Origin of the sequence: Neorhizobium sp. BT27B (assembly GCF_050455485.1) — a bacterium.
Classification (GTDB): Bacteria; Pseudomonadota; Alphaproteobacteria; order Rhizobiales; family Rhizobiaceae; genus Neorhizobium.
In genome coordinates this window covers 1-18,831 of record NZ_JBCIYT010000003.1, presented here as the reverse complement: position 1 = coordinate 18,831, position 18,831 = coordinate 1, and the positions used below count along the sequence as shown (strand labels likewise).

22 protein-coding genes and 1 tRNA gene are annotated in these 18,831 nt (G+C 60.5%); 13 read left to right on the top strand and 10 right to left on the bottom strand.

The features are described 5' to 3' along the window. Position 1 precedes the first annotated feature (1 nt). Both AAIH70_RS08775 and AAIH70_RS08770 read right to left on the bottom strand, forming a co-directional pair. Positions 2-796, bottom strand: coding sequence for a glycosyltransferase family 2 protein (locus tag AAIH70_RS08775; RefSeq protein WP_132271831.1), 795 nt, complete (start codon positions 794-796; stop codon positions 2-4). Positions 797-1,000: 204 nt separating this feature from the next. Further along, the gene (locus AAIH70_RS08770) at positions 1,001-4,732 is read right to left on the bottom strand and encodes a PAS domain-containing hybrid sensor histidine kinase/response regulator (RefSeq protein ID WP_132271829.1); all 3,732 of its coding nucleotides are present in this window, start codon (positions 4,730-4,732) and stop codon (positions 1,001-1,003) included. A 457-nt stretch (positions 4,733-5,189) separates the two neighbouring features. Here AAIH70_RS08770 and AAIH70_RS08765 point away from each other — a divergent pair, with 457 nt between their 5' ends. After that, positions 5,190-6,944 carry a DEAD/DEAH box helicase gene (locus tag AAIH70_RS08765; RefSeq protein WP_132271827.1) on the top strand — a complete coding sequence of 585 codons (1,755 nt, stop codon included), beginning with the start codon at positions 5,190-5,192 and terminating at the stop codon, positions 6,942-6,944. Positions 6,945-7,114: 170 nt separating this feature from the next. Here the strand turns inward: AAIH70_RS08765 and AAIH70_RS08760 are convergent, their stop codons facing one another. Next, on the bottom strand, positions 7,115-7,414 hold the full coding sequence (locus AAIH70_RS08760; RefSeq protein WP_132271825.1) for a hypothetical protein: 300 nt from the start codon (positions 7,412-7,414) through the stop codon (positions 7,115-7,117). Positions 7,415-7,568: 154 nt separating this feature from the next. Between AAIH70_RS08760 and AAIH70_RS08755 the strand changes: the two genes are divergently transcribed. Then, a complete protein-coding gene (locus tag AAIH70_RS08755; RefSeq protein WP_430033843.1) occupies positions 7,569-8,093 on the top strand; it encodes a YcxB family protein in 525 nt (174 codons plus the stop codon). Here AAIH70_RS08755 and AAIH70_RS08750 read toward each other — a convergent pair. After that, on the bottom strand, positions 8,087-8,986 hold the full coding sequence (locus tag AAIH70_RS08750) for a DMT family transporter (protein ID WP_132271821.1): 900 nt from the start codon (positions 8,984-8,986) through the stop codon (positions 8,087-8,089). The genes AAIH70_RS08755 and AAIH70_RS08750 overlap by 7 nt on opposite strands. Before the next feature lie 326 nt (positions 8,987-9,312). Between AAIH70_RS08750 and AAIH70_RS08745 the strand changes: the two genes are divergently transcribed. The 4 genes from AAIH70_RS08745 (at position 9,313) to AAIH70_RS08730 (ending at position 13,086) form a co-directional block, all read left to right on the top strand. After that, complete coding sequence (locus AAIH70_RS08745; RefSeq protein WP_132271819.1) at positions 9,313-10,722, top strand: circularly permuted type 2 ATP-grasp protein; 1,410 nt, start codon at positions 9,313-9,315, stop codon at positions 10,720-10,722. 9 nt (positions 10,723-10,731) lie between these two features. After that, complete coding sequence (locus tag AAIH70_RS08740) at positions 10,732-11,673, top strand: alpha-E domain-containing protein (RefSeq protein WP_132271818.1); 942 nt, start codon at positions 10,732-10,734, stop codon at positions 11,671-11,673. A gap of 16 nt (positions 11,674-11,689) precedes the next feature. Next, positions 11,690-12,541 carry a transglutaminase family protein gene (locus AAIH70_RS08735; RefSeq protein ID WP_132271816.1) on the top strand — a complete coding sequence of 284 codons (852 nt, stop codon included), beginning with the start codon at positions 11,690-11,692 and terminating at the stop codon, positions 12,539-12,541. A 68-nt stretch (positions 12,542-12,609) separates the two neighbouring features. Further along, positions 12,610-13,086, top strand: a complete 477-nt coding sequence (locus AAIH70_RS08730) for a hypothetical protein (RefSeq protein WP_132271815.1) — start codon at positions 12,610-12,612, stop codon at positions 13,084-13,086. A 51-nt stretch (positions 13,087-13,137) separates the two neighbouring features. Here AAIH70_RS08730 and AAIH70_RS08725 read toward each other — a convergent pair whose 3' ends face one another. Then, positions 13,138-13,320, bottom strand: a complete 183-nt coding sequence (locus tag AAIH70_RS08725) for a DUF3329 domain-containing protein (protein ID WP_132271813.1) — start codon at positions 13,318-13,320, stop codon at positions 13,138-13,140. On the opposite strand from AAIH70_RS08725, the gene AAIH70_RS08720 reads away from it, so the two are divergent. The 4 genes from AAIH70_RS08720 to AAIH70_RS08705 all read left to right on the top strand — a co-directional run bounded on the left by AAIH70_RS08720 (position 13,319) and on the right by AAIH70_RS08705 (position 14,320). After that, complete coding sequence (locus tag AAIH70_RS08720) at positions 13,319-13,552, top strand: hypothetical protein (RefSeq protein WP_132271811.1); 234 nt, start codon at positions 13,319-13,321, stop codon at positions 13,550-13,552. The genes AAIH70_RS08725 and AAIH70_RS08720 overlap by 2 nt on opposite strands. 44 nt (positions 13,553-13,596) lie before the next feature. After that, a tRNA-Arg gene (locus AAIH70_RS08715) sits at positions 13,597-13,673 on the top strand. 87 nt (positions 13,674-13,760) lie between these two features. Next, positions 13,761-14,063, top strand: a complete 303-nt coding sequence (locus AAIH70_RS08710) for a hypothetical protein (protein WP_132271809.1) — start codon at positions 13,761-13,763, stop codon at positions 14,061-14,063. A gap of 113 nt (positions 14,064-14,176) precedes the next feature. Beyond that, positions 14,177-14,320, top strand: a complete 144-nt coding sequence (locus AAIH70_RS08705; protein ID WP_132271807.1) for a DUF1127 domain-containing protein — start codon at positions 14,177-14,179, stop codon at positions 14,318-14,320. Between the two features lie 447 nt (positions 14,321-14,767). On the opposite strand, the gene msrA is transcribed toward AAIH70_RS08705, so the two are convergent. Further along, positions 14,768-15,280 carry a peptide-methionine (S)-S-oxide reductase MsrA gene (msrA, locus tag AAIH70_RS08700; protein ID WP_132271805.1) on the bottom strand — a complete coding sequence of 171 codons (513 nt, stop codon included), beginning with the start codon at positions 15,278-15,280 and terminating at the stop codon, positions 14,768-14,770. Between the two features lie 203 nt (positions 15,281-15,483). On the opposite strand from msrA, the gene AAIH70_RS08695 reads away from it, so the two are divergent. The 3 genes from AAIH70_RS08695 (at position 15,484) to AAIH70_RS08685 (ending at position 16,861) form a co-directional block, all read left to right on the top strand. Further along, positions 15,484-15,696, top strand: coding sequence for a hypothetical protein (locus AAIH70_RS08695; RefSeq protein WP_132271803.1), 213 nt, complete (start codon positions 15,484-15,486; stop codon positions 15,694-15,696). Positions 15,697-16,095: 399 nt separating this feature from the next. Further along, on the top strand, positions 16,096-16,485 hold the full coding sequence (locus AAIH70_RS08690) for a group II truncated hemoglobin (protein ID WP_132271801.1): 390 nt from the start codon (positions 16,096-16,098) through the stop codon (positions 16,483-16,485). A 55-nt stretch (positions 16,486-16,540) separates the two neighbouring features. Next, the gene (locus tag AAIH70_RS08685) at positions 16,541-16,861 is read left to right on the top strand and encodes a DUF423 domain-containing protein (RefSeq protein ID WP_245519066.1); all 321 of its coding nucleotides are present in this window, start codon (positions 16,541-16,543) and stop codon (positions 16,859-16,861) included. A 1-nt stretch (position 16,862) separates the two neighbouring features. On the opposite strand, the gene AAIH70_RS08680 is transcribed toward AAIH70_RS08685, so the two are convergent. The 4 genes from AAIH70_RS08680 to AAIH70_RS08665 all read right to left on the bottom strand — a co-directional run. Further along, positions 16,863-17,180: a FliM/FliN family flagellar motor switch protein gene (locus tag AAIH70_RS08680; protein WP_430033838.1), complete on the bottom strand. Its 318-nt coding sequence runs from the start codon at positions 17,178-17,180 to the stop codon at positions 16,863-16,865. 146 nt (positions 17,181-17,326) lie between these two features. Then, the gene (locus tag AAIH70_RS08675) at positions 17,327-17,767 is read right to left on the bottom strand and encodes a hypothetical protein (protein ID WP_132271797.1); all 441 of its coding nucleotides are present in this window, start codon (positions 17,765-17,767) and stop codon (positions 17,327-17,329) included. A 179-nt stretch (positions 17,768-17,946) separates the two neighbouring features. Further along, positions 17,947-18,360 carry a DUF2325 domain-containing protein gene (locus tag AAIH70_RS08670; protein WP_132271795.1) on the bottom strand — a complete coding sequence of 138 codons (414 nt, stop codon included), beginning with the start codon at positions 18,358-18,360 and terminating at the stop codon, positions 17,947-17,949. Positions 18,361-18,576: 216 nt separating this feature from the next. Continuing rightward, positions 18,577-18,831, bottom strand: a 255-nt coding sequence (locus AAIH70_RS08665) for a peptide chain release factor-like protein (protein ID WP_430033835.1), incomplete at its 5' end; no start/stop codon positions are given.

The following is an 18,831-nucleotide window of genomic DNA, read 5'->3' as shown; positions in this document are numbered from 1 at the left end:
GTCAGCCAGCCACCTTCGGCCGCGGCGTAAGCCATCGCTGCGGCAACTCCGTATCGATGCCCAGTTTGCGCAGACCGTGCCAGAATTTGCGCTGCGCCGATTGCGACCATTTCGACCAGTTGCTACGGCTCAGCAAAGGATTTTTCTGCTTGCCGTAATTGCTGCGGCCATGCCCGCCGATGTGCCGCACATCCTGTCCCATCACCCAGCACATCGTGCGGCGCTGCGCCTTGTAATACTGGTTCAGCGCATATTCGTTGCCGATCGCATGGTAACCGCCGGCAATCTGGCGATAGTCGGCCGTGCGCTTCAGGCTCGGATTGAAGGTGAATGTGTACCACATGAAATGCAGCTCGGGATAAAGCCGCTTGTAGGAGACGCCGTTCTTCGTGCGGGTGCGGATGCTGCGCACATAACCCTGCATGTCGGATTCCGTGCGCGCCAATGCCAGCAGAGTGTCGGGCTCGGCCACCAGCGCTTCCTTCAGCGCGGCAATGGTGCCGGAATTGGTAAATTCCCAATCGTCCTCGATGTGGAAGATGTAAGGGGTTTCGACTTGCGCGTAGGCTTTGTCGACGGATCGCGACTGGCCAATATTCACCTTGTTGAAGATGATCCGGATCGGCTGATCTGGAAACATGTCGGCTATCTTGAAAATGCCCTCGTCGTCACTGTCCTCGATGACGATGACTTCCTTGAGCGGATAGTCGTTGTAAGAAAAGAAGGACCGGAGAGTTCTTTCAAGAAGATCAAATCGCCGGCAACTGGTTACGACCATCGTGACGTCAGAAGTCATGCTTTGCGGCAGGAGAGATCATCTCCCGGCCCCTTCCTGATTGAGGTATGTGGAGTTGGCGCCGCGTTTAAGCAACGACGCATAACTTCGCAATATCGCGACCATTCAGAAAATGAAAATATTCGAAGCGTTGCACAAACTCGACACCCGGCATGCCGGATGCCGGGTTTCTTTATGATGCGCAGTGTTCAGAGAGCGCTCTCATTACCGCACGGCATTGCTCACCGCGCCTGTTCCCAGCCAGGCATTGATCTTCTGCTCCAGCATCTCCGGACTGATCGGCTTGGACAGGTAGTCGTCCATGCCGGCAGCGATGCAAAGCTCGCGGTCGCTTTCCAGCGCATGCGCCGTCACGCCGATGATCGGCACATGTCCGCCCTGACCGCTTTCGATCTCGCGGATTTTCCGCGTCGCCTGATGGCCGTTCATCACCGGCATCGACACATCCATCAGGATGACCGCCGGATCACGCTCGCGCCAGGCATCCACCGCCTCGGCACCATTCTTGACGATCAGGAAATTGAGGCCGGTCGATTGCAGGATCTGCGTAAAGACGATCTGGTTGACGTCATTGTCTTCCGCGACCAGCACATGCAGCGACGGCTCAAGAATGACCTCGACAGCAGCGACAGCAGGGGCCGGGGCGCTGGCCGCGACGGGCTGACGATGCCGCCGCGCCGCCAGGCCCCCGGAACCGAGTGCCGACACGTCTGCTTCGCCAGCCGCCCGGCGGCGGGTGCGGACACCACGCACCACATCGACGATCGTGCTGCGCAAAAGATTGGCGCGCGCCGGTTTCATCAGGTGCGCCTGCACATTCATGGCGGCAAACACGCTGTCGTCGCCGGCCATGTCCATCGAGGTGAGGAAAACGATGGCTATATCGGCAAAACGAGCATCGCCACGGATATGCGCTGCCACCTCCATACCGTTCATTTCCGGCATGTGATAATCGAGCACGACGGCATCGATGGTGATGCCCAGACGGGCGGCTTCGGCAAGCACTGCCAGCCCCTCCGGCCCGCCATCGGCGGCCACCGTATCAAAACCCCACATGCCGAGCTGTTCTGTCAGAATACGGCGGTTGACGGCATTGTCATCGATGACGAGAATTTTTGCGCCTTCGGTTGCAAGCGGCAGCGCCGGTGCGTTGTTGCGCTCACTCACCACCTCGAACGGCATGCTGACCGTGAAGATCGAACCACGCCCGACCTTGCTCTCGACGCCGATCGAACCGCCGAACAGGTTGACCAGACCGGCGGTAATCGCAAGGCCCAGACCAGTCCCCTCGTGACGACGCGTCGACGACGTATCGACCTGCGAAAATTTCTCGAACACCGTGCGCAGCTTGTCTTCGGGAATACCGATGCCGGTGTCCTCGATGCGGATCGCCAGCAGCAGCTGGTTGTCTGCCGCAGGCGTCGCCGACAGCTCGATGAAGACATGGCCCTTTTCGGTGAATTTGACCGCGTTGCCGACAAGATTGGTGACGATCTGACGGAAACGGCCCGCATCACCCATCACCGTATGCCGCACGGTGACATCACCGCGCACCAAAAGCTCGATATCCTTGTCGGCGGCGGAAGACGACAGCAGCGTCGCCACGTCCTCGATCGCCTCGACCGGATCGAAAGGCGCCTTGCGCAGCTTCATCTGGCCGGCATCGATCTTGGAGAAATCGAGGATGTCGTTGATGATCGTCAGCAGCGCATTGCCGGATTTGACGATGATGTCGATGAAGGTCTTCTGGCGCGGATCGAGCTGCGATTTCGACAGAAGTTCCGCCATGCCCAGCACGCCGTTCATCGGCGTGCGGATTTCGTGGCTCATGTTGGCGAGGAATTCGGATTTGGCGCGGTCGGCGGCTTCGGCGCGCTGCAGCAACCGGGTCAGGTCCTGCTCGCGCTGCTTCAGTTCGGTAATGTCGGTGAAGACCGCCAGCCAGTGATCGTCTCCGGTCAGCTTGGCCTCGATCTGCACCCATTTCTTTTCGGCAATGAGGAAGGTCAGAGCGACCGACTTGCCAAGCTCCATGCTGGTTTCCCAGGAGCGCAGCGCATCCATGGCCTGATCGTGGCTGCCGAGATCGCCCCGTTTCTGGCAAAAACGAAAGATATCCCGCCATGCGGAACCGATACCGGCAAGATCGTCCGGCAGGTCCAGCATCGCGGCAAGCGCGTTGTTGGAAAAGACGATCAGCCCGTCATGCAGGATCAGCAGGCCCTGGCTCATGGCGCTGGTGGCATCGCGCATCAGCGCGCCCTGCCGTTCCAGCGCAGCCCGCGCCTCAAGCACCTCCTCGTCGCGCTTGCGCAGCGCCGAGACATCCATGTAGCTCAACAGCATCTTGCCGCCGGTGAGCGGCGTGCCGGAAATGACGATCGTGCGTCCGTCGCGGCTCGTCACCTCGATCGGCGGTCCATCCTCCTCCCCCGTCAGGCGATGGATTCGCTCGGCATAAATCTCGTCGAACGAACGCGGATCACCGGCATAGATGCCATGGTCGTAATTGACCTTGAGAAAATCCCGGTAGGTGCGGCCCTTGAGTTCGAACTGCTCGCCGGCATCCCAGAAGCCGTAAAAGGCGGAATTGGCATATTCGAAACGCAGATCGGGATCGAGAATGCCGATGCCGACCGGCATGGCATCGAGGATCGTCTGCAGATCCCGATGCATCTTCTCGGCCTTGTCCTGCGCTTGTCTGACCATGGTGATGTCGGTGCGCGAACAGACGAGATGACGTTCGCCATCCGGTGAAATGATGCGGCGAAGGCGGGTGATGACGGGGATGACGTCGCCATCCGGAAAGGTGACTTCCTCGACCTTGTCGATCGGCGTGCCGTCCCGCAGCACGCGGGTATTTTCTTCGACGAAACGCTGGCCGGCAGAGGGAAACATTTCCGCTTCCGTCTTGCCGAGGAAATCCTCGCGTTTGCCACCCAGCATTTCCTCATAGGCGTCGTTGGCGAAGGTCAGGCGACGGTCTGCATCGCGCAAGAACACCGGCACCGGCAGGTCTTCCAGCACGGCGCGGAAAAGCTCGCTCTGCTTGGCCTTTTCGCGCAGCTGGGTTTCCTGCTCCTTGAAATCGGTCACGTCGATGCGCAGCGAAATCACCAGGCCATTGTCGAGGCGTTTATTGACGCTGCGCAGCCAGCGCCCACCCGGCATGCGCTCGATGATGTCGCTATAAGGCTGACCAAAGCGGGCAACCCGTGCGGCGACCCAGATGGCCTTGTCCGGATTTTTTTCCGGCATGCGTTCCGGCTCGCGCTCGCAGGCGCGATCATAGGCAGCACCGAATATGTCGGCGATGGTCATGCCGGGGGCGATATCGATGCCAAGAGGCGCAAAGAAGCGGACAAGCTGCGCATTGCAATAGATCAGCGTCTTGTCGTCGCTGTAATCATCTTCGCCATAGATGCCGACGCCGATATCGAGCAGATCAAGCGCATCGTTGAGCAGCAGTTCCTGCAATTCCGGCCGGCCATCCTCGGCGAACTGGGCAATCCCCTCGCCGGCCTCCTCGATAAATCCGCCTTCCGGCACCGGCATGCGCGACACCATGTCCATGACCGGAGCATCGCCCATGGGTTCGAGAACGCCGTAAACGTAAGCACGATCATCTTCGGTCAGAAAACGTTCGATATGGATCTTGTGGCGGGTGACACCATGCTCGTCGAACGACAGGGCTGTTTCGTCGGTGCCGAACACCAGCGTGCGGCGCTCCTTTTCCTCGCAATCGAACGTATCCAGATGCTCGGCCAGATCGAACGTGCGCTTGCCGTGGAAATCGGTGCGGGAGAAGCCGAACAGCCGCGCATAGGCATCGTTGACCGCGACATAACGCAGGGCGCTGTCCTTGATGAAGGCGGGCGTGCGCAGATCGTTGATCCGCTCGCAGGCCACGCCCAAAAGCTCGCTATCGCTTGTCAACCCGCCCTCGCTGACCGCGCGCGCACTCGCAACGCGTGATTCGATATGTCATCAGATCGCGGGATATCATCATGCGGATGGTTAACAATGGGTTGTCCCCGCAGGCACATTCCAGCAATCTTGGCGAGTATAACACACATGACCGTCGAAAACAGGCGGGATGCCATCCCGGCGGCTGGCGGCACTGCTCTTGACTTTTTGCCAGAAAACAGCCACATGGCGCCAAGCTTTCACCTTCCGGCCGCCGCGTGAGCTGGCCCCGCGACGAATTATGCATTCGCGAAGAAGGAACAAGGCGCACAGATAGATCGCCCTCAAGACGAGGGTTCAAGCGCTGGAAAGTATTTTCCAACACACAAGTTCCCACTTCACGCGGGGTTCTTGACGCCAGAAGCAGCCGACCCGGCATGGTGCCGCGCCGGCACACGTGCTTTTGGCGCCCCGAAAGGTTTTTGACTTGACCAATTTCGAAACGCTTGGCGTCTCCAAGCAGATCGTCGCAACGCTGTCGCAGCTCGGGATCGAAACGCCTACTCCCATTCAGGAAAAGGCTATCCCTCTGCTGCTCGAAGGCCGCGACCTGATCGGCCTGGCACAGACCGGTACCGGCAAGACCGCCGCTTTCGGCCTGCCGCTGATCGAGCGCCTGCTCGCCGAAGACCGTCGTCCCGACAACCGCACGACGCGCTCCCTCATCCTGGCCCCGACCCGCGAACTGGTGAACCAGATCGCCGCCAACCTGAAGACCTTCATCAAGGGCCGTCCGCTCAAGATCAACCTCGTCGTTGGCGGCGTGTCGATCAACAAGCAGCAGCTGCAGCTGGAAAAGGGCACCGACATTCTCGTCGCCACCCCCGGCCGTCTGCTCGATCTGGTTTCCCGTCGCGCTATCGGCCTGACCACCGTGCGCTTCCTGATCCTCGACGAAGCCGACCAGATGCTAGACCTCGGCTTCGTGCATGACCTGCGCAAGATCGCCAAGATCGTCCCGAAGAAACGTCAGACCATGCTGTTTTCGGCGACCATGCCGAAGGCGATCGCCGATCTGGCCTCCGAATTCCTGACCGATCCGGTCAAGGTCGAAGTGACGCCTCCGGGCAAGGCCGCCGACAAGGTCGAGCAGTATGTCCACTTCGTTGCCGGCAAGGGCGACAAGACGGAAATCCTGCGCAAGACGCTGCTCGAGAACCCGGACGGTCGCTCGATCGTTTTCATGCGCACCAAGCACACTGCCGAAAAGCTGATGAAGCATTTCGACAATATCGGTTTCTCGGTCGCGTCCATCCACGGCAACAAGAGCCAGGGCCAGCGCGAACGCGCGCTGAAGGGTTTCCGTGACGGCGAGATCAAGACACTGATCGCCACCGACGTTGCCGCCCGCGGCATCGACATTCCGGCCGTCAGCCACGTCTACAACTACGATCTGCCGGAAGTGCCGGACGCCTATGTTCACCGTATCGGTCGTACGGCCCGCGCCGGTCGCGACGGCATCGCCATCGCGTTCTGCGCACCCGACGAAACGATGCTGCTGCGCGACATCGAAAAGCTGATGGGCATCGAGATCGCCACCGCTTCGGGTGAACGTCCCGAGACGATGAACCGTCCAGTGCGTGGCAATGGCAACAACAACAATCGCGGCGGCAACCGTGGTGGCCAGTCCCAGGGCCGTGGCGGCCGTGGCAATGCTGGCGGCGGCGAAGGCCGCAATGCATCCGGCGAAGGTCGTCCGCGTCGCGAACGCCCTGCCCGTCGCCCGCTCGGCGATGGCGTCAATGCGGAAGCCGGCGCCCGTACGGAAGAACGTGGCGAGCGTCCGCAGGGCGCACGCCCCCAAGGTGATCGTCCGCAGGGTGGCCGTCCGGCTCGCCCGGCCCGTCGCAACGAGGATTTTCGCGGCCAGCGCCGTGAAGAGGCAGCACCTCAGTCGCATGGCGACAACGACCTGACCTCGACCTCGGATTTCCGTCCGAAGAAGCAGTTCGGCGGCGAAGGCCGTCCGGCTCGCAAGGATGGTCACGGCAAGCCCGAGCATGCAGCACACGGCGCCCATGAACCGGGCGCACAGCGCAACAACCACCGCGGCGGCCAGGGCCGTCCGGCGGGCGCGCCGGGTGCGGGCCAGAAGCAGGGCGAAGCCCGTGGTCCGGTCAAGTTCGGTGGCGCAAGCCGCAACGAAGGTGGCCAGCAGGGCCGCAAGCGTCGCCCGGCATAACGGCCGACCTTGATTGAAAACAGACACGGCCGGGCTTTGCAGCCCGGCCGTTTTCTTTTCGGGAATTTGCAGGCGACCGAGAGATCGCGTATCGACTTCACGACGCCCTGACGAATGGCATCACCAGTCCGGCGCGGCCTCCTCCCGGCCTGCAGACATATCATCTGCTTTTAGCGGTTCGGCACCCAGATACGGCGACCATCGCGGTAGACAAACTGCCCATCCCGGCCACGTCGATCATCTCTGTCCGCACGACGATCGTGGTTCCAGTCGCGTCGGTCGTCAAGGGCATCATGGCGGCCACGGTCCCAGTCGCGGCGGTCATGACGGGCGTTATAGTGATGGCTCGGGCCAGCCGGACGTACATAGACGCGTTCATGCGTGCGATAGGTTGGGCCTTCGCTGACGCAACCGGCAAGGGTGAGACAGGCAAAAGCCGTGGCGGCGAGTGTAGTCAAAGATCTGATCATATCTGCTCCTTCGTGCCACGCACACATCGGGCGTTACCGGGATTTGGCAAGATGCCGCTGCGCGCAAACGCTTGGCGTGTGCGAAACCACGCCTGCTCACCTTTGCCTTTTCCCGTCGGCCCGGCTACGAACTCCGCAACAGAACGGAGACCGCATGCCCGCCCGCTATTCCCTCACCGAACAGGACGTCGTCGCCGGTAACGACATGTGGCGGCGGCATCAGATGAACATCTGGCCGCTGGTGGCCGTCATGGCGTTTTCCTGGCTGCTGATTTCGGCCTATTTTGCCCGCACCTTCGCAGGCTTTGCGCTGGCGGCCGTCTCCTTCGGCGTACTTGCCATCAATCTTGCACTGGCGGCTGTCGCCCTCTGGCACGGCAAGCGAAAATCCCGCCTGATGGCAGCCTCCACTTTCCGCGCGGCATCCGACCAGGGGCGCGAGGTCAAGGTGACGTGGAATGCCGATGGCATCGAGTTTTCACAGCGCAAGGCCAACCGCAAACAGGCGTGGCGGGAGATTTCCCACTGGGCGGAAAGCGACGAAACATTCGTGATGCTGGGCAGAGGTGGCATGTTCAACCCGATCCCCAAACGCGCCTTTTCGGCCGCTGATCTCGAACAGATCAGGGACCATCTGACTCGGACCGGCGCGAAAAAGGCAAAACTGTTCTTCTACTGAGCTTCCGACGCCTCGGGCCGGGCCGCCTTGCGGTTGACCATCCACACACCGGCAACGACGATGATCGTGCCGATCACCATCGGTGGCGTCAGCGGTTCGCCGAACAGGATGGCGGCTTCGATCGCCACGGTCGGCGGCATCAGGTAGATCAGCGAAGCGGCCCGCGACACCTGCCCGCGACGGATCAGATACAGCAGCAGCGCCACCGCCCCCATCGATATGCCGATCACCGACCACGCCATCGCGGCCACCGCCTGCATGGTCCAGTCGAAACGCAGGTCTTCCAGCAGAAGCGCCAGCGGCAGCGTCACGATCAAGGCGCCGACGAATTGCAGCGAGGCGATGGAGAGAAGATCGCCCTGCTGCAGGTGCTGCTTCTGGTAAAGCGTGCCGTAGGTGACGGAAAACATCGCCACCAGATTGATGATGACCGGCAGCGCCAGCCCCTCCAGCCCGTGCTCGGCGATATCGAGCAGCTGCGGTGAAATGGCAATCAGGATGCCGGCGAAACCGAGGCCGAGACCGGCCTTCTGGATCGGTCCCAGACGTTCACTCAGAAACAGCGGCGCAACCATGGCGGTGAGCAGCGGCTGCAGCCCGGCGATCACGCCCGAAAGCCCGGCCGGCACGCCCTGCCCGATCGCATACCAGACGCCGGCAAGATAAAGCCCGTGCAGGAAGACGCCGGAAAACAGCGCATGGCCGAATTGCCGGGATGTTTTCGGCCAGGACGCACCCACCACGACCGCCACACCGGCAAAGGCGATGGCCGCCAGCGCATGGCGCGCGGCGAGAAAGGTGATCGGATCGGCATGCGCCGCCGCATATTTGGCGACGATCCAGCCGGTGGACCAGAGAAACACAAAAACGGCCGGAGCCAGACGATCGAGCATGCGAATATCCTGCTGCGGCGGGTGGCGGCACGTCTACGGCCAGCGCAACCTCCGCGTCAAAGGAGAAAATTTGATCCCTGTCATCAGCGCCGCTCAACGCATGGCGATCTGCCCAAAATCAAAGCATGACAAAACGCAATGTCACGACCACAACCCCTTGAGCCACATGCATTTGGCCCGACAATAACCAATAGCCGCTTTTTCTGGCAAAAAGCCTTAAAACACGGCATTATTTGATCAATTGGAAATTCTGCGCGCGAAATGTGCATCCTGCTTGCAAAGCCCCGATGCTTGTACTCTTATGGTCAAAAAAGGGGAACGCGCCATTGGCATTTGATGAAATGTTAACTGCGGAAGAACGTCCGCGGTCACCCTACCAGACCTATCACGAGTGGTATTCGAGCCAGGATCCGGCGCACCTGATCCAGAAGACCCGCGATGCCGAAAACATCTTTCGAAAGACCGGCATCACCTTCGCGGTTTATGGCCATGCCGACAGTTCCGAAAAGCTCATTCCCTTCGATATCATTCCACGCATCATCGCTGCGCGAGAATGGCGCAAGCTGGCGCAGGGTATCGAGCAGCGGGTGCTGGCGCTCAACGCCTTTCTGGAAGACATCTATCACAAGCAGGAAATCATCAAGGCCGGCCGCATCCCGCGCGAGCTGATCGAGAAGAACGTTGCCTTCCTGCCGGAAATGATCGGTTTTCGCCCGCCCGGCGGCGTCTACACCCATATCGTCGGCACCGACATCGTGCGCACCGGCGAAGACCAGTTCTATGTGCTGGAAGACAATGCCCGCACCCCTTCCGGCGTCTCCTACATGCTGGAGAACCGCGAAACCATGATGCAGATGTTCCCCGAGCTGTTTGCCCTCAACAAGGTGCAGCGCGTCGAGGATTATCCGCGGCTTCTGCGCCAGTCGCTCGCCTCGCTGGCGCCCGCCGGCTGCAAGGGACGGCCGCGCGTGGCGGTGCTGACACCGGGCATCTATAATTCCGCCTATTACGAGCATTCGTTCCTCGCCGACCAGATGGGCGTCGAGCTGGTGGAAGGCTCCGACCTGCGCGTCATCGACGGCAAGGTGAAGATGCGCACCACCAAGGGCTACGAGGCGATCGACGTGCTTTACCGTCGCGTCGACGACGATTTTCTCGATCCCCTCACCTTCCGTCCGGATTCGGCGCTCGGCATTCCCGGCATCATGGATGTCTATCGTTCCGGCAACATCACCATCGCCAATGCGCCGGGCACCGGCATCTGCGACGACAAGGCGATCTATTCCTACATGCCGGAAATCGTCGAGTTCTACACCGGCCGCAAGGCGCTTCTCGAAAACGTGCCGACCTGGCGCTGTTCCGAGGCCTCCAGCCTGAAATATGTGCTGGAGCATCTGGAAGAACTGGTGGTCAAGGAAGTACACGGTTCCGGCGGTTATGGCATGCTGGTCGGCCCGACCGCCTCGAAAAAGGAGCGCAGCGAGTTTGCCGAAAAACTGAAGTCCAAACCGAGCAACTACATCGCCCAGCCGACGCTTGCCCTCTCCACCGTGCCGATCTTCGTCAACAAGGGCATCGCCCCGCGCCATGTCGACCTGCGCCCCTATGTGCTGGTGTCCGACAAGGTCAAGATCATTCCCGGCGGGCTGACGCGCGTCGCGCTGAAACAGGGATCATTGGTGGTCAATTCCAGCCAGGGCGGCGGCACCAAGGACACCTGGGTACTGGAAGATTGAGGGCGTAACATGCTGGGAAGAACTGCAAACGGCCTCTACTGGATGTTCCGCTATATCGAGCGTGCCGAAAACATCGCCCGTCTTGTCGATGCGGGCCTGCGTGTCTCGCTCACCCGCGTCGGTTATTCCGACGAGGACTGGCACGGTGTCCTGGAAAGTGCCGGCGTGCGCGAAGCCTATTCCGAGGTTCACGACACGCTGACGGCTGCCAATGCCATCGACTACCTGCTGCGCGACAGTGCCAACCTGTCGAGCGTGATCTCCTGCATCGAGGCGGGCCGCAACAATGCCCGCATGGTGCGCACGGCACTGACGCGCGAGACATGGGAAGCCACCAACGAAGCATGGATCGACCTGAAGGCGCGACTTTCGAAAAAGCTGAAACCCGCCGACCTGCCGGAACTGATCGACGTCATCAAGCACCGCTGCGGCCTCATACGCGGCGCCTTCCATGGCTCGATGCTGCGCAACGATCTCTACAATTTTTCGCGCATCGGCACGTTCATCGAGCGCGCCGACAATACGAGCCGCATCCTCGACGTCAAATATTACGTGCTTTTGCCCTCCGTCAGCCAGGTCGGCTCGGCGCTCGACAACATGCAGTGGGAATCGATCCTGCGTTCCGTCTCGGCCCACCGTTCCTATGGCTGGGTGTATGACGGCGATTACCAATCGGCCAATATCGCCGATTTCCTGATCCTGCAGGTGCAGATGCCGCGTTCGCTCGCCTATTGTTACGAAAAGATCGTCAGCAATCTCGGTTATCTGGCCGAGGATTACGGCGAACGGCTGCAGGCGCACGAGACGGCAGGGGCGATCCGCAAAACGCTCAAGCAGAGTGCAATCGCGCAGATCATGGACCAGGGCCTCCACGAATTCCTCGAGGACTTCGTCAACCGCAACAACCAGCTGAGCGCCGAGATTTCCAACGGCTATCGCTTCTACCAGTGATCCGGAGAAAGATGCGATGCGCCTGACAATTTCCCACACCACCGAATATCTCTATGATGCGCCGGTGCCCTATTCGCTGCAGCGCCTGCGCCTGACGCCTGTCGATACACCGGCCCAGAAAGTGCTGTCCTGGCAGGTCAGCGTCGAAGGCGCCGCAGTCGAGGCCGGTTATGCCGATCAATACGGCAACCGCACCGAACTGGTCTCGACGGACGGCGACGCCCACACGATCCGCATCACAGCTACCGGCGAAGTGGAAACATCCGACAAGGCCGGCGTGTTCGGCGCGCATCAGGGTTTTTGCCCGCTCTGGCTTTTCCTGCGCGAAACGCCGCGCACCAAGCCCGGCAAGCTGACACGCGAACTGGCCCGTGGCCTTGCCGGCGACAGCGAGCTTGCCAAAATGCATGCGCTGATGGAGACGATCCACGAAACCGTCACCTACACGCCGGGCAGCACCGATACCGACACCACCGCCGAACAGGCGCTGGAGGCCAAAACCGGCGTCTGCCAGGACCACGCCCACATCTTCATCACCACCGCCCGCCTGCTCGACATCCCTGCCCGCTACGTGTCCGGTTACCTGCTGATGGAAGGCCAGACCGAACAGGTGGCGACCCATGCCTGGGGTGAAGCGTTTCTGCCCGGCCTTGGCTGGGTGGGTTTCGATGCCGCCAACAATGTCTGCCCCGACGAAAGATACGTGCGCATCGCCAGCGGACTGGATTATGTCGCCGCCGCACCGATTTCCGGCATGCGCCTCGGCTCGGCGGGAGAAGACCTGAAGGTATCGCTGACGGTGGCGCCAAGCCAGAGCCAGTCACAAAGCCAGGACGGCCAGGGCCAGCAGAACCAGACGCAGGCCTGACCCGACCATCGGCGCAAGCCCGGCGCCATCTCCGGCTGGTTGAATGTTCCTCAGGAACCGGAGGGCGTATGCTGTTAGGGCAGTCCATTTTCCAGTCGGTACTGAACCGGCTGGAGGACGAAAAACAGGAAACGGAAGAAGCAGGCCCGGACAATGCGGATTTCCGCATTCGCGGGCTGGGTGCCGGTTTTGTCACGCCCGAGGGACGGCCAGCGGCAGCGGAAACCGATACCGACGCCTATCTGGACTATCTCGCCGACTGGCTGGAGCAGCCCTCCGAAGCAGCACCTGCGACCGACAGGGAAGAAGCACCGCCCCAAAAACCGGTCATGCCACCCCATCTGGAGCGGCTGACGGAAGCCGAGATTGCCGAGGATCTGGCGATTTCACCGAAGGACAGCGAAGCGGTTCTGAACGACAGACGCCGGCAATTTGCCAAGCTCAATCACCCGGACAGCGTTTCAGCCGAATTTCGCGACAATGCAACGACGAGAATGAAGATCGCCAACCTGCTGATCGACCGCGCACTCGCCGCCTTCGGCTGATCACGACACGCAGCCCTGCCGAAACGCCTGCCGCAGCACGGCACCAACGGCTTATTCGGGCTTCTTGCGATCGAAAAACAGCTTGTAGGCAGCAAAAACGCCAACGAAGCCGACGATGCCGGCCCAGGTCGGATTGCCCAGATAAAGCTCGATGCCGACCCAGACGAAACAGACAGCAACGATCAGCGCCCGGCGCCAGGGTTCGTCGTAAAAAGGATGGTTCGGGTCGATCATGTCTGCTGTCCTCCTCCGGGCCGCTCATGCGCCGCCTGCCACCGGGTATCCGGGCTGGCGGATGAAAATGCAAGATGGCGCGGCGATTGAACGGTATTTTGCACCAGCAACTGGCGGCAAGCTCCGCTTTTTTCGCGGAAATTCACGTATCTGCGGCCGAAGTTCGAACCACGACGATTTTTCCGTCATCGGCGACGGTATTGGCATTGAAGCGCCCACCAAGCTAGGCTAAGAACCAATCATCGGACACCGGCGAGTCATCGCCGGACAAGGTTAGCACCCGTAGCTCAGCTGGATAGAGTGTTGGATTCCGATTCCAAAGGTCACAGGTTCGAATCCTGTCGGGTGCGCCACTTACAGAACCATCCCCACCTTGCCCTCACCACGTAGAACACCAGATAAGCCTTAGCTTATCCGCTTCCGGCAAGGACGACATTCCCATGAACAAGACCATCCTCTGCGCCGCCTTCGCGCTCACATTGACGGGCTGCACAGCCACCCCCGGTCCCGGCATGCAGCCGTTCGAGATCGGCCCCGGCATCCAGCCCATTCCCGGCAGCATCACCTATGGCGGCCAGCCGCGCACGCGCCTCACCAAATCGCCCATCGGCAGCAGCCTGACGCATGAGTTCCAAAACGAATTCGGTTATCGCGTCATCGAACGTTATATCCTCCAGCCGGATCGCAGCCTGCTTCTGGTCAGCCGGCGGGTGGTGCGCATACCGTTCAGCCGCAACGACTGAACAAGCGCCAATGCACAGCCACGCAGCAAACGCATGCCTCCATTGCTCGCAAATGCATAGAAAATCGTCATTCAAACGATTATATAATGTGCATCAACGAAGGAGAGAAACATATGCGTATCGCTGAAAAACTGAAGAACTACGCCGCCAACCGCCGCGCCATGCGCGAACTGGACCAGCTCGACGACCGCGCCCTGCACGACCTCGGCATTTCCCGTTCGACCATCCGCGCCGCCGTTCTCGGTTCCGGCCGCTAAGCCGGGCTTCGGCCAGGCAAAGACATGTGAATATTATGCCGGAGGCGAAACAGTTCGCCTCTCACGGCACTTTAAAGGAACGGCCGCAAGCGTTGACGCTGCCCGCCGCATTCCAGCAAATGCCCAAGGATGCGCCGAATACGAGCGCCACGCGCCAATCAGCTGCCGCAGCGACACTGTTGCCGGCATGGCTCCGGAGCTTTCCCGGGCGCGCGTCTTGAAACTTTCACAAAGCATGCCCATATTGCTCCCATACAAGAATTCATCTCCGCCTGACCACGGATGTACTGGCAGTGTCGTCGAGATGGAGTGAGGAAGGTCGGTGCGAGTTTCGCCCGGCCTTTTTTCTTGGCTTCGATTTCCCGTTGCAGATCATAGGAAACAGAAAGGGCGGAGCCGCACATGGCAGCCCCGCCCTCTTTGTCCCATCCGATGGCACCTGAAATTTCAGGCCGTCAGAACCTGACGGCGCGGCAGTTTCCAGTTCGGGCGCACGAAATGGCAGGTATAGCCGTTCGGAATGCGCTCCAGATAATCCTGATGTTCCGGCTCGGCCTCCCAGAAGTCGGAGACCGGCGCCAGCTCCGTCACCACCTTGCCCGGCCAAAGGCCGGAGGCGTCGACATCGGCAATCGTGTCTTCCGCCACCTGTTTCTGGGCGTCATCGACGTAAAAGATCGCCGAGCGGTAGCTCGGGCCAAGATCATTGCCCTGACGGTCGGGTGTCGATGGATCGTGGATCTGGAAGAAAAACTCCAGAAGATCACGGAAGCTGATACGCGCCGGATCGAAATTGATCTCGATCGCTTCGGCGTGGTTGCCATGGTTACGGTAGGTGGCGTTCGGAACCTCGCCGCCGCTGTAACCGACGCGGGTCGAGATGACGCCGGGCGTCTTGCGGATGAGATCCTGCATTCCCCAGAAGCAGCCGCCGGCCAGCACTGCACGTTCTGTCGTCATGACATGTCTCCAATGTTTGATCTGTCCCGATGAATATAGGAGGTGACGCGGGGATTTTACAGATGGTGGTGACGCGCTTGCTCCAGATCAAGGCGGCAGCATGGTCCATTCTGGTACTTTCGACCCTGCTAAAAAAGCGCTTGTCCGGGACATCAAATGAGCGCAATTTCAGCAGACTGCTCGGTTGCGAAGGAGGAGCGCGAATGAGTAGAGACCTGACCATCAGCGAAGCCATCATCGATCCCATGATCGTGCAGCTGCTTGAGGCCGACAAGGTGCCGATAGCGGCATTCGTGCAACTTCTGCAAAGTGCCGCTCGCGTCCAGAGGGCAGAGATCGAGCGGGCAAGGCTCGATATCGTCATCGCCGAAACGCCAAGCGGTTACCGCAGCACAGACGTGATGGGTGCGGCATGATTTCGACGCGCAGCGGAAACGAATATACGCGTTTTTCGAGACGGCCCGAGAGGGCAATAGCGCCCAGTCCATCATCGGCTGCGTTATCGGAGACGGCGCCTCGGCAAGTCATGCGCCAGGCGCGCTGGCCCGCCTCGCCGGTTCTGCAGGAGCCGTCCGATTGGGCCGCCGGCGAAGATCTGAATCCATCGGCGGCTATCAAGGCCGGCTCCCCGACACGACGTCCGGTCTGAACCATCCCTCAGCCACCCTCCTGCGACGGTTGGCCGCTTGCCGGCCCGCGCGTGGCGGCGTAACAAACATCAAACAAAATGAAACCCGCCGTCGCGGTGCCCCATGCCAGAGACCGGCAAAACCCGGTCGGCATGACCAGTCGGCGACGGCAGCAATGGACCACGCATGACCGGCGAGACAATCACCCTGTACGAGGCGATCGGTGCCGATGCGACGGTGCGCGCCCTTGCCCGCCGTTTCTACGAGCTGATGGACATATTGCCGGAAGCGGCGCGCTGTCGCGCCATTCACCCCGAAAACCTTGAGGGAAGTGAAGCCAAGCTTTACGACTACCTGACCGGATATCTCGGCGGCCCACCGGTTTATGTTGAAAAATACGGCCATCCGCGGCTGCGCTCACGCCATTTCGGCGCCGAAATCGGACCGGCCGAGCGCGACGAATGGCTGCTGTGCTTCCGCCGCGCACTCGATGAGACCATCGAGAACCCAAAACTGCGCGAGATCATCTGGCCACCGATCGAACGGCTTGGCTTTCACATGCAGAACAAGGAATAGGCCCTTGGCAGGGATAGAGAAATTGCGCCCGTTGATTCTGTTTGTCAGCGGCTTGATGGGGCTTTGCGGCGTGGCGCTGGCAGCGGCGGCCAGCCATAGCGGTGACACGCATTTCCTGGGCTCAGCCTCCACCATGTGCCTCGCGCATGCGCCGGTTCTGCTCGGGCTTTATCTCGGCCATGCCCGTTTTCGCACCGCCACCCTTGCAGCCCTCGTACTCGGCCTCGGCACGATCGTGTTTGCCGGCGATCTGATATCGCGCCATTTCCTCGGCGACCGGCTGTTTCCGTTTGCCGCCCCGTTCGGCGGCACTCTGATGATGCTCGGCTGGCTGGTGATCGCAGCCGGTGCATTTCTGCCGGTGCGCAAAGCCTGATTCAGAGATCCGATTCGACCGATATCATGCGGATGCCGATAATGTTGTCGCGCTCGTCGGCAATGATTTCGCCATAACCGATGCGCTTGCCGTTCACCTGCAGCTCGACCGGCTCGCCAAAATGTTTGTCCAGCCAGAAAGGCTCGCCCGGTTTGGCCGACATCAGTTGCGAAACGGACACCTTGACCTTGCCGAGAACGGCGTGAACCTCGATCGGAATGTCCCTCACCCGCGGCGATGAAAGCTCCAGCGCAGTGGCCGGCATGGCGGCACGGGAGGTCGCAGGGTTCGGCTGGCCGGCGGATGTATCGCTGTTCATGATGAGTGCTCTCTGAAAATCTACGGTGAATCACAGGTTAACCCGAGGGATTTGCCAAATCGCGGCCCATCCGCCGTAAACCTCAACGAGCGGTAAACATCCACAAAAGCGACGGGCTCACCGTCTGAAAACGATACATAATCATTTTATATCGTGACAACCGGTCGCCGGTTTCGGGTCATTCGTGCCTGCACCACAGGCGGGCAGGCATCACGGATGCTGCCAAGCGATGCCAGCGGCAGAACAACGCGCGCCAGGGCTTCGATGAAAAACGGATCCTCGGCCTGTGAAAAAGCCACGACCATCTCGCCCTTGCCGACATCCTTTTTCGCGCAGGTGAAAAAGATCTCGCCGGCACCGAGGCAGATGTAAAAATGGTCCGGCAGGAATTCGAGCGCCTTCGACTGGATGATCGCGCCCTTCTCATGCAGCGCCACGATACGGATCTGCACGCTGGCAAAAGATTTGACGCCGCCCTTGGGATAGATCGCCTGCCCGATCAGACTGGCCTTGCGCATGCGCGTCTGCGCATTGTCGTTGGCGCTATAAAACTGCGCCAGATAGTTACGGGGTTTTTGAGGTCTCAAATGAGTGGTCCGAGGCAAACAGCTTGGTTAAACAATTCTTAACGCTGTATCGCCTCGCAGAAAGATGCGCAACTGTCACATTTAGGGGTGCGCCATGCCCTGGGGAAAACGCCAACGCAAAACAGCCCGACGATCTGCCGGGCTGTTTGTGCATTTCAGGCGGTGGAAAGGTGCAGACTTTAGGAAACCCGGCGTTCTTCGCGGCGATCCTTCATCGTCTGAAGGGCGCGATCGAGGCTGGATTTCGAACCGTTGCGCAGCGGCACGAAGGTGACGCCGAACTTCTTGCAGCCCGTCTTGACGCGCAGACACGCGTCATGGCTGATACAGTCGATGGGGCAGAACACACAGTCGACCGAGGGCAGCACGGTATCGATGCGCGAGACCGCCTCGCGAAGACCGCCGTCATGGTGGATCAGTTCGGCGCCATGCGCGCTGGCGATGGCCCGCAGATGCGCCACCTGGCAGTCACGTCCGCCGACATAAAGGAAGCTGCGGATATCCTGCTGCGACTGGGTGAGGCTCGAGGCTTCGCGAGCCGTATCGTCGGCACCGCTGTTTCCGCCGCCCTTGCGCTTCTGCTTCTTCGCCATATCAATCCTCGTGTCGCAATCAAAGTGCTGCAATCAAATTCTGGCTCACTCCCTAGAGCGGGAGGTCCGTGATGTAGCGCACATTAATAAACTTGATTTTGAGAGTAAAGATTAAAGTTGAGGATTTGGGTCAGGAAATTTACCCGATGCCAAAATGACGCTGCCCTAAAGACGAAATGAGAGGACGAAATGGCCCCGGATGGGGCCCTTTCAGGTTTACAGCTTGAAGGTTTTCACCTCGTTGCCGCGCTCCAGATTACGGTTGGCGAGAAAACGCTCCCGCCGCGCCGCATCTGCCTTTCCGTGTTCCAGCATGGCGAGCATGCCGGCAAGACGCCGGATCGCCAGCGCCTTGTTGCGGTGCTGGGAACGCTCGTCGCGCGCCAGAACCGTTAGGCCGGTCGGGATATGCACGGCACGAACGGCGCTATCCGTGGTGTTCTGATGCTGCCCACCCGGCCCCCCCCCCCC